This window comes from Rossellomorea sp. FS2 (assembly GCF_047915635.1).
Classification (GTDB): domain Bacteria; phylum Bacillota; class Bacilli; order Bacillales; family Bacillaceae_B; genus Rossellomorea; species Rossellomorea marisflavi_A.
Genome location: NZ_JBLRVS010000007.1, coordinates 15,301 through 28,978, shown reverse-complemented (window position 1 = coordinate 28,978; position 13,678 = coordinate 15,301). Strand labels below are relative to the sequence as shown.

At 48.7% G+C, this 13,678-nt stretch carries 10 protein-coding genes; 6 read left to right on the top strand and 4 right to left on the bottom strand.

Annotated features, from left to right (window positions below; translation table 11 throughout):
• Positions 1-120: 120 nt before the first annotated feature.
• Positions 121-1,350, bottom strand: coding sequence for an MFS transporter (locus ACNA6I_RS19635; RefSeq protein WP_252265227.1), 1,230 nt, complete (start codon positions 1,348-1,350; stop codon positions 121-123).
• A gap of 260 nt (positions 1,351-1,610) precedes the next feature.
• Between ACNA6I_RS19635 and ACNA6I_RS19630 the strand changes: the two genes are divergently transcribed.
• From ACNA6I_RS19630 to ACNA6I_RS19605, 6 genes are all read left to right on the top strand, one after another.
• Positions 1,611-3,494 carry a S8 family serine peptidase gene (locus ACNA6I_RS19630; RefSeq protein ID WP_187427030.1) on the top strand — a complete coding sequence of 628 codons (1,884 nt, stop codon included), beginning with the start codon at positions 1,611-1,613 and terminating at the stop codon, positions 3,492-3,494.
• Positions 3,495-3,638: 144 nt separating this feature from the next.
• Positions 3,639-4,643, top strand: a complete 1,005-nt coding sequence (locus tag ACNA6I_RS19625) for a LacI family DNA-binding transcriptional regulator (protein WP_251528896.1) — start codon at positions 3,639-3,641, stop codon at positions 4,641-4,643.
• Positions 4,644-4,738: 95 nt separating this feature from the next.
• The gene (locus ACNA6I_RS19620) at positions 4,739-6,844 is read left to right on the top strand and encodes a glycogen debranching N-terminal domain-containing protein (protein ID WP_416314008.1); all 2,106 of its coding nucleotides are present in this window, start codon (positions 4,739-4,741) and stop codon (positions 6,842-6,844) included.
• Positions 6,845-6,909: 65 nt separating this feature from the next.
• Complete coding sequence (locus ACNA6I_RS19615; protein ID WP_048006504.1) at positions 6,910-8,160, top strand: ABC transporter substrate-binding protein; 1,251 nt, start codon at positions 6,910-6,912, stop codon at positions 8,158-8,160.
• 132 nt (positions 8,161-8,292) lie between these two features.
• Positions 8,293-9,189, top strand: coding sequence for a carbohydrate ABC transporter permease (locus tag ACNA6I_RS19610; protein ID WP_048006505.1), 897 nt, complete (start codon positions 8,293-8,295; stop codon positions 9,187-9,189).
• Between the two features lie 14 nt (positions 9,190-9,203).
• On the top strand, positions 9,204-10,031 hold the full coding sequence (locus tag ACNA6I_RS19605; protein ID WP_048006506.1) for a carbohydrate ABC transporter permease: 828 nt from the start codon (positions 9,204-9,206) through the stop codon (positions 10,029-10,031).
• A 70-nt stretch (positions 10,032-10,101) separates the two neighbouring features.
• Here ACNA6I_RS19605 and ACNA6I_RS19600 read toward each other — a convergent pair whose 3' ends face one another.
• The 3 genes from ACNA6I_RS19600 to ACNA6I_RS19590 all read right to left on the bottom strand — a co-directional run bounded on the left by ACNA6I_RS19600 (position 10,102) and on the right by ACNA6I_RS19590 (position 13,601).
• Positions 10,102-10,743: a glycosyltransferase gene (locus tag ACNA6I_RS19600; protein ID WP_249931525.1), complete on the bottom strand. Its 642-nt coding sequence runs from the start codon at positions 10,741-10,743 to the stop codon at positions 10,102-10,104.
• Between the two features lie 140 nt (positions 10,744-10,883).
• Positions 10,884-11,951 (bottom strand): tartrate dehydrogenase, encoded by a 1,068-nt coding sequence (locus ACNA6I_RS19595; RefSeq protein WP_367258337.1) that lies wholly within the window; start codon positions 11,949-11,951, stop codon positions 10,884-10,886.
• A gap of 18 nt (positions 11,952-11,969) precedes the next feature.
• Entirely contained in the window at positions 11,970-13,601 is a 1,632-nt protein-coding gene (locus tag ACNA6I_RS19590) for an SLC13 family permease (RefSeq protein WP_048006508.1), read from the bottom strand.
• Positions 13,602-13,678 lie beyond the last annotated feature (77 nt).

Here is a 13,678-nt window from a genome sequence, read left to right as displayed (position 1 = left end):
AAAAGGAGGATGATCGAGACCCCGCAGGCACGAGGAGGCTCGACATGCTCCCCGCGGAAAGCAAGCACCTGAAGCGCAAAGGAACGGTCTTGTTTAAAATTCAACCTTCTTTATCATGAACTAAAGCTCCATTCCTCTGCTGTTCATCGCACCAACCCTCTGTTGTCTCCTATAGATGATGAGCCATGTAATGGTAAGAACAGCGAATATCAAAGACCCACCCCAGTATAGAGCAGAGAAACCGTAGTGCAGTCCGATCAGTAAGTAGCCCAGGAACGGTCCGAGAGCGGCTCCGACATCCTGACAGATGGAGTAAAGAGTCAGAAAGGAAACGACGTTGGTGTGCTTGGCTGCATCTGAAGCAAGGGCGTCGGTCAGGGTGGTGAGGGCGGTGGCCCATATCATGACAATGATAGCCACTAAGGTCCAGTATGTGATTGACATGGCAACCGACATCAGTCCGAATGTCAAACTCGCTCCGGTAAGGGAGAGGATTAGGAGAGGGAGGCGTCCAGCTTTGCCATCGGACCAACGTCCGAAACGGCTGGCAAGATACGGTTCCCACACCCAGCGCAGGGACTGGAGCAATCCTGAAAAGAAGGCGACACTCAAGACGAGTCCGAACAAACTGACCTTAACCCCGTATAGATGTTCCAAGAGGGAGCTGATGGTGGAGGCGAAGACTCCCTGGAATAGCAAGGTCACGATGAAGCCACTTGCAATGACGAAAAGGGTACTGCGGGACAAGGTCATCGTTGCCGGCAAGCTTGATTGTTCCTCGTCCCCACGGTTGATGGGGGCCAAGTAAAACAGCACCAAGGGGATGCCGACCAATGACAGACAACCAAACAGGATGGCAATCGTCTGCATTCCGAACAGGGGGACAAGCAGTCCCCCAAGGAGCATCCCCCCAAGACTTCCCGTACGGTACAGACCATTGTACACACCCATTGATTGACCTCTGTTTCCTTCTTGTGAGTAAAGAACCACCGTTGAAAGGCCACCGATCCGGAAAAATGACCAGGCTATTCCCCAAAGAGAACGGAGGATCACCCAGACGATGAAGCTGCTGGCAAGGCCATATCCGATGGTCGTTATAGTGCCAAGGGTAACGGCAATGATTAATCCGGTCCTTAAGGAGATCCTGTGATACAACCAGCCGACAAGGGGGTTGAACGGCATGCGGATGAACCGGTTGATCGATAATAGGATCCCGACCTGCCAGATTGAGTCGAGGCCGGCTTCTTTCCAGTAAAGGGGGAGGACGATATAAAGCATGGAATCCCCGAGAAGGCTGAGAGCTGTGATGAGCGCGACAAGAGTGACGGGAGTTTTTGATGGTCTCTTCATCTATAATAAACTCCTTACTAAAAGGTGATGATTGCATATGAAGAAGGTGTTATCACCTTCCATTATATAGGAAGAGAAGACAAGGTATGTGGTATTTTAAATGTGGGTGCCTTTTGTCCTGGGGTAATAAAGAAGGAGGGAGACAGATAAAACAGGATCAAGGCTGATTTGCTTGATTTGGCGAAAAATAAAGTTTGCTATAGATATAGATCAAAAGTATGATGGTAATACCTACTAATAATGGAAGAGGGGGATGGGCAGTGAAAAAAATCCTGGTATCCGTCATTGCTGCGGTATTCTTGTTATTCGGATGGAATGGAACGGGGCAGGCAGAACAAAGTAAGGACAAGAAACCACCCGAAAGAGTCATAGTGAAATTAAAAACGTCTCTGAAAACATCCGGCTTTAAGGAAACCAATTCACTGGAGATTAAAGATAAACCGTCCCAACCACTGATTACGGTGGACGTTCCAGAAGATCGGGATACGAAAGATTTCATCAAAGAGTTAGAGAACAGGAAAGATGTTGAGTATGCAGAGGTGGACCACTTAATAAAACTCCAGTTTAAACCTAATGACCCTTCCTTCCATAAACAATGGTTCCATCAAACGATTGAATCCGAACGCGCTTGGGATAAAACGATGGGTTCCAAGGATGTGGTAGTAGCGGTCATTGATGACGGAGTAGACGTCAACCACCAGGATCTAAAAGCAAATATTGTTTCGCCTTACGATGTCCTTACGGGGCAGTCCAAGGTACCACCAGGAGAACATGGAACACATGTGGCCGGCATCATCGGAAGTACTGCCCACAACAACCTCGGTGTAGCTGGCGTTGCACCAAAGTCTAAAATCATGCCTATCAATGTGTTTGATGGAGACTACGCATACACCTTTGATGTTGCAGAAGGGGTGTATCACGCTGTTTATGCAGGTGCTGATATTATCAATATGAGTCTTGGAAGCTATCAATATAGTTATGCATTGGATGACGCCATTCAATATGCTTATGATATGGGTGTTGTAGTTGTGGCTTCAGCAGGTAATGATGATACGTACCTTTCTTCTTATCCTGCATCGTACGATCATGTCATTTCTGTATCAGCTACAGAGCAGAATGATGAAATTACAGACTTTTCGAACTATGGGTACGATATTGACCTGGCTGCCCCTGGTAGAGCCATCTTTTCTACCCTTCCAGGAAATCGATATGGAGCGATGGATGGTACGTCTATGGCCGCTCCGATTGTCTCGGGTACAGCTGCATTGGTTCTCTCAACCAATCTGAATTTGTCTAATGACGATGTGGTACAGAAGCTTTATGATACAGCTGATTGGTATGGCTCCGACTATAGGATCTTCCATGGGGAGGGACGCGTGAATGCCAGAAGGGCAGTCGGCCTGAAGAAATATGTCCCAGCTCCTTCAATCACCAAATCTTTCTATGATCATTCCACATCCCTTGAAGGGAAGATTTCTTTCAATAAAAAAGGAAAGGTAGAGGTGAAAGTCGGGAAGGTTATCATCGGCAAGGGAAATGTGAGTAGTAACGGTCAATTCTCCGTTGTTCTCCCTAAGCAGAAGAGTGGAACGGCCATGAGTGTGGAAGTCATTTATGATGACGAAATCTCTAAAATAGCGACAGTCAAAGTCTTAGATGGAAAACCAAATGTGAATAAAGTCGGGGATAATGATTCAAAGGTGACAGGTAAGGCAGAAGCCGGTTCGACGGTAACGGTCAAGGCAGGAAGCAAGAAGCTTGGCAGTAGTGTTGCTGCGTCGAACGGCACTTATTCGGTAAAGATCTCCAAGCAGAAAGCAGGCACCAAATTGACGGTCACGGCTACAGATAAAGCCAAAAATGTGAGCAAGGGAAACACTGTCACCGTGGTAGACAATACGCCTCCAAAAGCGCCATCCGTTAATCCGGTCTCCCCTAAAGCCACCAAGGTGACGGGAAAGGCGGAAGGCAATTCCACGGTTACAGTGAAAGCGGGGAAAACGAAGCTCGGCTCGGCGAAAGCGGATAAAAAAGGCAGCTACTCGGTGACCATCAAGAAGCAGAAGAAAGGAACAAAGCTGTCGGTGACGGCGACCGATCAAGCGAAGAATACGAGTAAGGCGAGCAATGTGACGGTGAAGTAAGGCCACTCCCCCTTGTACCAACAAGGGGGAGTTTTTCATTAGGTAAACAAATAAAAATCAGATTACTCAAAATATATTGCAAACGCTAACACAATCAGGTAAGATGACTTCAAAGGTATCCGAAACGTTTTGGAGGAAATGATTTTGACAACGATTAAAGATATTGCAAAAGTAGCGGGTGTGTCGGTGACGACCGTATCACGCGCACTGAATGGCTATTCTGATGTGAATGAAAAGACGAGACGCAAGATTTCTGAGATTGCCAAAGAGCTGAATTACAGTCCCAATACATTGGCCAGGGGTCTTGTGATGAAAAAAACCAAGACCATCGGGATGCTGGTTTCAGGGATGAATCGGGCAAATTCAAAGGATAACTTTACATTTGAAGTCCTATCAGGTGTCAATGAATGCATCTCTGAGAGGGATTATGACCTTGTATTGTTCAGTACGACCACAACCAAGCAGCGTGAGAAAACCTATTCACAGCTTTGCAGGGAACGAAGGGTCGATGGTGTCATCCTTCAAGGGATGAAAATCGATGATCCGTATCTGAAGGAAGTCGTGGAGAGTGATATCCCATGTATGTTGATCGATATTCCCATCTCCTCGGAGAGTGTGGGCTATGTAACGACAGACAGTGTCCTTGGTGCGAAGCGAGCAGTGGACTATCTGATTCAATCAGGACACAAGAAGATTGCCTTCATGAACGGCCACGATCAGGCATACGTCAGCCAGCAAAGGTTGAAGGGATACCGGGATGCCCTGCGGGAAGCGGGGATCGACTTTAGGGAAGAGTACGTCCGAAACGGGGATTTTCTTGAAGACAAAGCAGAAGAGGAAGCGGCAAAACTTCTGGATGAACATCCCGACATCACGGCCATTTTTTGTGCGAGCGACCTGATGGCCCTTGGGGTAATGAAGAGTGCCAGATCATCAGGGCGTGCCGTCCCGGAGCAATTATCCATTATCGGATATGACAACATCCTGCTCGCAGGCTACGCTTCACCGCCTCTGACAACGATCGCCCAGGACAAATTCGATCTTGGTTACAAAGCGGCGAATGCCCTCATCGATATGCTGGAAGAAGAAGGGCCGGCAAAAATCATTACATTGGAAACCGAACTCATCGTTAGGGAGTCTGTTCAATAAAAGGCGCTCTTCCGGTGGGGATAAAATCCGAAACGTTTCGGTTCTTCCGTCATACTAAAAACCAAAACGTTTCGGTAGGGAATAGGAGGACCATTATGGACTATCGCGTGATAAAAGAAAATGACCTGTTTTTGCTTACAGATACAAACGGAAATATACCAGAGGATCATCCATATGGATTGGGTCTGTATTCAAAGGACACCCGATTCTTGAGCAAGCTCGACCTGAAGATTAATGGGGAAGATCCTGTTCTCCTATCCTCTGAAGCAGATCAGAATTACAAATCTACGATCTTGCTGACGAACCCTCATATGGAACAGGAGGGGAACCTGGTTCTATGGCGGGAATCCATTGAAATCCAGCGGACCCGATTCATTTATGATGATGTCCTGTATGAAGAAGTGAAGGTGAAGAGTTATTTCCCGAAGCGTGTGGCGTTTGAAATCAGCATCCATGCTGATGCGGACTTCCTCGACATGTTTGTCGTTCGGGGGTTTCTGAACGGGAATCTCGGACAAAGGACGGGTCAAGTACGCAAGGAAGATTCCCTTTCTTTTTCGTATGAAGGAGCGGATGGACTGAATCGAAGTACGGTGATTACATGGGATAAGCAGGCTCTTAACAATGACGAAAAAGGGATCATTTCCTTCGGGTTCGAATTGGATCATGGAGAATCCGACTCCGTGACGTTATCTGTTCAACCCGTGACCGGTAGGGGGGATGGCATCAATCGTGTGCAGAAAGAAGCAGCCCTTGCAAAGCTGGAAGCCTCTTATGAACGTTGGAATGATGGGGTTGCAAAAGTGGAGACAGACTGCCTTCCTTTGAAGCGTCTTGTCGAACGGGGGTTGAATGACATGCGGGTACTTCTCACGGATGTAGGGCATGGTGCCTTTCCAGTGGCAGGTCTTCCATGGTTCGGGGTACCGTTTGGTCGCGACAGTCTGATTGCAGCCCTTCAAACGCTTCCCTTCAATGCCGACATCGCCAGGGGGACCCTGTTGACAATGGCACACTACCAAGGGAGCAAGCTGGATCCGTGGAGGGATGAGCAGCCTGGTAAGATCATGCACGAGATCCGGTTCGGTGAGCTGGCTGCAACTGGACAGATCCCCTTCACACCTTATTACGGGACAGTAGATGCTACGCCATTGTTTCTTATCCTCTTGACGGAATATGTGAAGTGGACGGGAGATGTAGAACTTGTCCATACACTCGAACGAGAAATTGAAAACGCTTTAATATGGATTGATTCCTATGGAGACCGTGATGGTGATCTGTTCGTGGAATATCACCAGGAATCCAGTAAGGGGATTGCCAATCAAGGATGGAAGGATTCCGGAGATTCCGTTGTCCATCGGGACGGGGAATACGCCAAGACGCCGATTGCCCTTGTAGAAGTACAAGGCTATGTCTATCAAGCGAAGACCGGACTGGCGGATATTTTTGACCATATGAATCGGGGTGAGGAAGCCCGGAGTTTGCGCAGGCAGGCGGAGGCCCTCAGACAGCGGTTCGATGAAGCCTTTTGGATGGATGATGTCCGCTATTATGCCATCGCTTTGGATGACCGGAAGGAACAGGTAGGGACGATCACATCGAATCCTGGTCACGTCCTGTTTTCAGGCATGTTGAATGAAAAGAGGGCTAAAGCTGTCACAGATATGCTCGTCTCACCAAAAATGTTTTCGGGTTATGGCATTCGTACGATGGCAGAGGGTGAAGCCGGCTACAATCCCATGAGTTATCATGACGGAAGTGTATGGCCCCATGATAACAGCCTCTCGATCCTTGGGATGAGCAAAAGCGGATACCAACAACAGGCGAACCAGGTGATTGAAGGACTGGTTGCTGCGGCGGCTCACTTTGAGTATGACCGTCTGCCGGAGCTGTTCTGTGGGTATGGGAGCGGCGGGAAAGTCGTCAAATATCCCGTGGCCTGTTCTCCCCAGGCTTGGGCAGCCGGAACGCCGCTCGTGTTCATACAATCTCTATTGGGATTGTTTCCTGATAGTTTAAAAGAAGAGATCAGGCTTTCACCTGTACTCCTTGAAAACATGAATGGTTTAGAGGTGCATGATCTTTCCATCGGCACAGGGAAACTGTCCGTCTCCATCAAGAGGGTGGAAGGTGGCTGCCGGTTAGAGGTGCTCAAGAATACCACAGGCTATCAGATCAGCTCATCAGAACAAATGGTTTGATCTCATTCGTATCTCGGGGAAGAACAATTCCTTTAGATGATAAAAAATGGAAGGGGACTGGAATAATGAAATCAAGGAAATGGATGGCGGGACTTGGTGTTGCTTCAATGTTGATGGCCGGGGTTCTTTCAGGGTGCAGCTCGGACGGGGCCTCCACGGAAGGGAAAGACGGGGAAAAAACGCAGGTGACGCTTGCCGGATGGGGAGGAAACCCGACTGAAGAGAAGCTGCTGAAGCAGACCATTGCAGACTTCGAAGAGAAGAATCCGGATATTGATGTAAAGCTCGAAGTCATCACGGAACAATATATGGATGTCATCAAGACGCGTTTGATTGGAGGAGAGGGTCCGGATGTCTTTTATCTTGATGCATTTGAAGCCCCGGCCTTGATCGAGACAGGTGTCATCGAACCCCTTGATGAATACGTGACAGATGAATTCGACGTAGATGACTTTGAGAAACCTCTGTTGGAAGCATTCATTTCGGATGAGCAAACATACGGCTTCCCAAAGGACTACTCGACGCTCGCTTTATTCTATAACAAAAAGATGCTCGATGAAGCAGGGGTTGAAGTCCCGCAAACGTGGGATGATTTCCGAGAAGCTGCCAAGACACTGACGAAAGACGGGAAGTACGGTTTTGGTGTGGCTCCAGAGCTCGCCCGACAATTCTGGGTGGCCCAGTCCCTTGGTGGAGACGTCGTAAAGGACGGAAAGGCAAACTTCGCTTCTGATGATGTAGTGAACGCACTGAAACCGGTCATCGATATGCACAATGAAGATCAGTCAGCTGTGGAACCGAAAGAGGTCGGTGCAACCTGGGGCGGTGAAGTATTCGGACAGGAGAAAGCCGCAATGGTGATCGAAGGGAACTGGGCCATCCCGTTCCTGGCTGATACCTTTCCTGATGTAGAATACGGTACAGCTGAGCTGCCGACCATCGATGGGAAGAAATCGACGATGGCGTATAGTGTGGCATACGTCATGAATGCAGCATCGGAGAAGAAGAAAGCATCATGGAAACTCCTTTCCTACCTGACAGGTAAAGAGGGGATGGAGACGTGGACGAGTAAAGGGTATGCCCTGCCAACGCGGAAATCCGTAGCAGAAAAGCTTGGATATGATCAAGATGAACTTCGGGGGCCGCTTGTGGCTGGAGCTTCCTATGCAACGGTCTGGTCTGAAGGAACCAATCTTCCGACCATCACGAACAACTTCAATAATCAGTTCCTGAGTGCGTTCCTTGGCGATCGGCCGCTGGACGATGCGCTGAAGGAAGCCCAAAAGCAAGCAAATAGTGAAATCGATTCGAACTGATGAGAGAAAGAACAGGAGGGGCAGGCCCCTCCCTCTTTCCAACAAGATCTGCACAGCTTCTTTCTGCCGAGGTCAAAGCTCGTTGGAAAGAAGTTGTGCACATTCGTTGCAAAAGGAGTGTGAAAAAAACGTATGAAACCATTCTCAAGAAGAGCACTGCGGGAATCTGGTCAAGGATACTTGTTCATGTCACCGGCATTATTTGTCCTTCTACTTTTCATCATCGGTCCAATCTTTTATGTCATTTTTCTTTCTTTCCACAAGGTACAGCTTCTGGGGGGAGCGAGCTATGATTTCGTCGCTTTCAATAACTTCGCACGCATCCTTGATGATACGAGGGCTCAAATTGCGTTATGGAATACATTTAAATATGTCGTCATTGTGGTGCCATGTCAGACCATCCTGGCCCTGATCCTGGCAGCTACACTGAATGCCGGTATGAAAGGGCAGAGCTTCTTCAGGATCGTCTACTTCCTGCCAACGTTGACTTCCTCGGCTGTCCTGACGCTCATTTTCATGTGGATGTATAACAAGAATGGTCTGATCAATAATGTGTTGGATGCTATCGGCCTTCCAACCTATAACTTTCTTGGAGATCCCAACATTGCCCTCAATGCCATCATGATCATGAATATATGGTCGACGGCCCCTTTCTTCATGGTCATCTATCTGGCTGCCCTGCAAGATATCCCCGATTCTCTCTATGAAGCGGCGGAACTGGACGGGGCAAGCACCATTCAGAAGTTCACGAAGATCACGGTTCCGCACCTTCGGCCTGTGACGTCCTTTGTGGCCATCATGGGATTGATCGGGACATTTCAACTATTCGATCAGTCGTACATCTTCTCGGGAGGATCGGGTGGGCCCGATAATTCGACACTCACCGTCGTTCTATTAGTCTATCAATATGCATTCAAGAACCTCGGGACAATGGGATATGCTGCTGCACTGGTCCTCATGCTGGCCATTGTCATCCTTGTAGCGACCTTGATCCAACGGAAATTTTCAAAAGAAGAATCACTTTACTAAGGGGGGAAGAACAAGTGAAAAAGAAGCTTGGAGCGGTTCGTATTCTTGTCTATGCCATTTTGATCCTCTACGCGATTACAACATTGGTTCCCTTCCTATGGGCACTATCGTCTTCCTTTAAAACACTTCAGGAAATTGTCGGAGGTACGATCAACTTCATCCCTAAACAGTTCACCCTGGATAACTACAGGCAGATCTTCATTGAGCAAGAGCTCTTTCCACGGTGGATGTTCAATAGTATCTTCATTGCCGTTATCGGCACGGCGCTGAATCTGCTATTCAATTCCATGGCAGGCTATGCTCTGGCGAGACTTCGTTTTCCAGGGAAGAAAGCATTGTTCATCACGATCCTGGCTGTCCTGATGATCCCTGCACAAGTGACCATGATTCCCAATTATCTCATCTTAAAGGAACTTGGGTGGCTGAATTCCTACCAGGGAATGATTGTCCCGGCCATGATCAATGCGACATTCATCTTCATGATGAGACAGTTCTTCATCAACTTCCCGAAAGAGTTGGAGGAAGCGGCCGAAATGGACGGATTGAGCAAGCTTGGGACATTTTTCAAGATTGTGCTGCCTCTTGCCAGACCAGCTCTCGCAGCGCAGGCCATCTTTGTATTCATGGGGTCTTGGAATGATTTCATGAGACCGCTGATCGTGATGACGGATATTGAGATGTTCACACTTCCTCTGGGCTTGAATACGTTCAAGGGTCAGTATGTCAGCTACTGGAACTACATCATGGCCGCATCGATGGTGTTTACCCTGCCTGTTCTCTTGATCTATGCTTTCTTTAACCGTTACTTCATCAAGGGGATTTCCTTTACAGGTGGGAAATGATCAAGGGAGAAAAAGTCAAACTGGGATAGAAAAGAACGGCCCCCTCTACTGCAAAGCAGGGGGCCGTTCTTTAATTGAATGCATCAGGGAACTGTTTCTCGACCGCTTTTGAAATGACATCCGACATCATTATAATATGTGAGACGCCTTCATCAATAGAAGCGATTCTCCCATCCCAGTTCTTTTCAAGACTTGATACTAAGTCATTGGTCACTAATGTAAGATGGGTGCGAAGCAGTTGTTTCAGCTCATCATTCTTTAGATAAGGATTGGCCTTGGACAAGAAGTCAGCTATTTGATCGGCGTTTCTGTTCCACTCTTTGGTCAATTGACCGACAAGGGGTTCATCTTTCTGTTTAGCTGCTTCTACAATCTTACCGGCTAGAACAATATGTTCTTTTAGCAAAGTGGTCAGCTCGTTTCCCGCTTTTTCTCCGTAAAGTGGTTTGAGGGAGTTGCCGATATCTTCTTGGTTCTTCAAAAGCCTGTTCAGCACTTGCTTTTGATCCTTCGCATCTGCAGTGGTCGCACTGGTTATATAGTTACTCGTCCACAATACATGGTCCACCCATAGTCTTCTAAACTGGTTTTCGAATTCAACTTTTGATTGGCTTATGCATGATTCCTGCGGTTTTGCGTATACATTGGCAGGGGCCATCAACATCTGGAAACTGAAGAATAGGGTGAATCCGTATAGGTATATTCTATTCAATACATGTGCTCCTTTCAGTATCATCAAGATGGTTTTTATTATGGATAGATGCCATGATTTTATTCGTGAATAGTTGGAGTGGAAAATCTAAAAAAGCCCAAGGAAGGTTCTCCTTGGGCTTTCATGCTACGTTTATTATTTTATACTCGAGCAGCTTGAAGGATACTTGATTTAATGGCTTCTGTTACTTCTTTTGTCGTCGAGGTACCGCCGATATCCCGTGTCTTGATACCTGACTCGGTTACGTCCTCGATTGCATCCAGAAGAGTTTGACCAAGCTCATCGTATCCGAAGTGGTCAAGCATCATCTTCGCCGTCCAGATTTGACCGATCGGATTGGCAAGGCCCTTCCCTGCGATATCGGGAGCCGACCCGTGGACAGGCTCGAACATGGATGGATAGCGGCCTTCGAGGTTGATGTTCGCCGAAGGGGCGATGCCGATGCTGCCCATGATGGCGGATCCCACGTCAGTGAGAATGTCGCCGAACAAATTGCTTGCTACAACCACATCGAACTCGGACGGCTTCGTGACGAAGAAGGCGGCAAGGGCGTCGATGTGATTCGACTGTACATCCACATGCGGGTACTCAGTGGCAACGGCTTTCGTCACTTCATCCCAGAACGGCATGGAATGGACGATGCCATTGGATTTCGTTGCGCTCACGAGACGGCTGTTGCGCTTTTCGGCAAGCTGGAATGCATAGCGCATGACTTTTTCCGTGGCTCTGCGTGTGAACACGGCGTTTTGGATGGCCACTTCGTTTTCTCCTTGATGAATGCGTCCACCGACTTCACTGTACTCGCCTTCACTGTTTTCACGAACGACGACGAAATCAAAGTCTTTCGGGTTGGCAAGGGGAGAGGCGATGCCTTTCATCCGTTTGGCCGGCCTGACATTGACGGAAAGCTCGAACTCGCGGCGGATCTTGATGAGCATCCCCCACAGGGATATATGATCAGGGACTAGAGCAGGATTCCCGACGGCACCGAGGAACAGCGCCTCGAATTGCTTCAAGGTGTTCATGGCATCCTTCGGCATCATTTCACCGTGCTCGACGTAGTAGTCGCAGCTCCAAGGGAAGGTGGTGAAGGAAAACTCCACTCCCCCGTGGGCATCGGCCAGCGTATGCAGCACGTCCTTTGCAGATTCTACGACTTCGATTCCGACTCCGTCTCCGGGCAGTGCGGCAAGTTCAATTTTCCTCATGTGAGTCACACTTCTTTCTTATGATTTGAATGCTTCAGGGAAGACATGAAGATCGACTCCCCATAGGAGTGGTACCAGTGTATAAACAGCTCCAACAATCAGGATGACGCAGAAGATGTTGATCCAGAATCCATTCTTCACCATTTCCGTGATCTTCAGCTTGCCTGTTGCGAAGATGATGGCGTTCGGTGGTGTTCCGACCGGGAGCATGAAGGCACAGTTTGCTGCCATGGCAGCCGGGATCATAATGGCATACGGATGAACATTGATGGCCATGGCGAGAGAAGCGAGTACCGGCAGGATCATGGTTGCCGTAGCCGTGTTGGACGTGATCTCTGTCAGGAACAGGACGAATGTCGTCACCACAATGATCATGACAAGGAAGCTTACTCCGTCAAGGACCTTCAGCTGGTTGCCGAGCCACTCTGCTAGACCGGTGGCACTGAAGCCCCCTGCGATGGCAAGTCCGCCTCCGAAAAGAAGGAGGATTCCCCAAGGGATATCTTTGGCCACGTTCCAATCGAGGATGCGACCGCCTTTTCGTTTGGCGGGGATCAGGAACAAGAGGACTCCCGCGGTGATGGCGACCATCGTATCGTCGATTCCCGGGATGATCCCTTTCCATAAGAAGGATTGGGATACCCACATGAAGGCGGCGAAGACGAATACGGCGCTGACGGCTTTTTCTTCAAAGCTCATACGGCCAAGGGCAGCTTTTTCATTTTGGATCAGTTCTTTGCCTCCGGGGATCGATTTGATTTTCACCGGGTGGGCCACTTTGATCAAATACAACCATGTCGAGATGAGAAGAAGGATGACGACTGGTACGGCGAAGAGCATCCAACCTCCGAAGGAGATCTGTACTCCGTAAAGTTCGGACACGATTCCTGCCAATATGATGTTCGGCGGTGTACCGATGAGCGTACCGAGTCCACCGATGGTACCGGCGTATCCGATCGCGAAGATCAGGACTTTCGAGAACTTCTCTTCTTCAGCAGAAAGGTCTTCCTTGCTGCCTTTAAGGGCTTGGGACACCTGGTAGGTGATGGCAGTCCCGATCGGGATCATCATCATGACCGCAGCCGTATTGGATACCCACATCGAGAGGAACCCGGTGGCGATCATGAAGCCGAGGACGATATTGGATGTGCTCGTTCCCACCACCGAAATGATGTTCAAAGCGATCCGCTTATGAAGATCCCATTTTTCCATGGCGAGGGCAATCATGAATCCGCCCAGGAAAAGGAAGACTATGGGATTCCCGTAGCTTGCCGTGACATTCGCCATCGGGACAGCATTCAAGATGGGCAGCAGGATGATCGGCAGCAGGGAAGTGGCCGGGATCGGAATCGCTTCCGTGATCCACCACGTGGCGACCCAAAGGGTGACGGCGAGGACCATGCGACCTTCCTGGCTCAGGTCACTTGGATTTACAAATAGGACTGAAAGCAGGAATAGAAGGGGTCCGAGGATCAGACCGATCATCTGCCCCCTTTTGTAGCTCCGGTTCCCCGGCTCATTGGAATGCTGGGAGGCATCGTCCCTTCCTGGAACCGTCCGTTCCTTCTTGCTTGGAATAGCGAATAATAATAATTGCTTTGTCTTGTCATGGGCTTTCCACATGGAGTCCCACATTGATACAGCGTTCATAACCTTTCCCCCCTCTTGTGAATGTAAAACGCTTACATTATAATTGAGTGTAAAGACATGTTGTCGACTGTCGACAG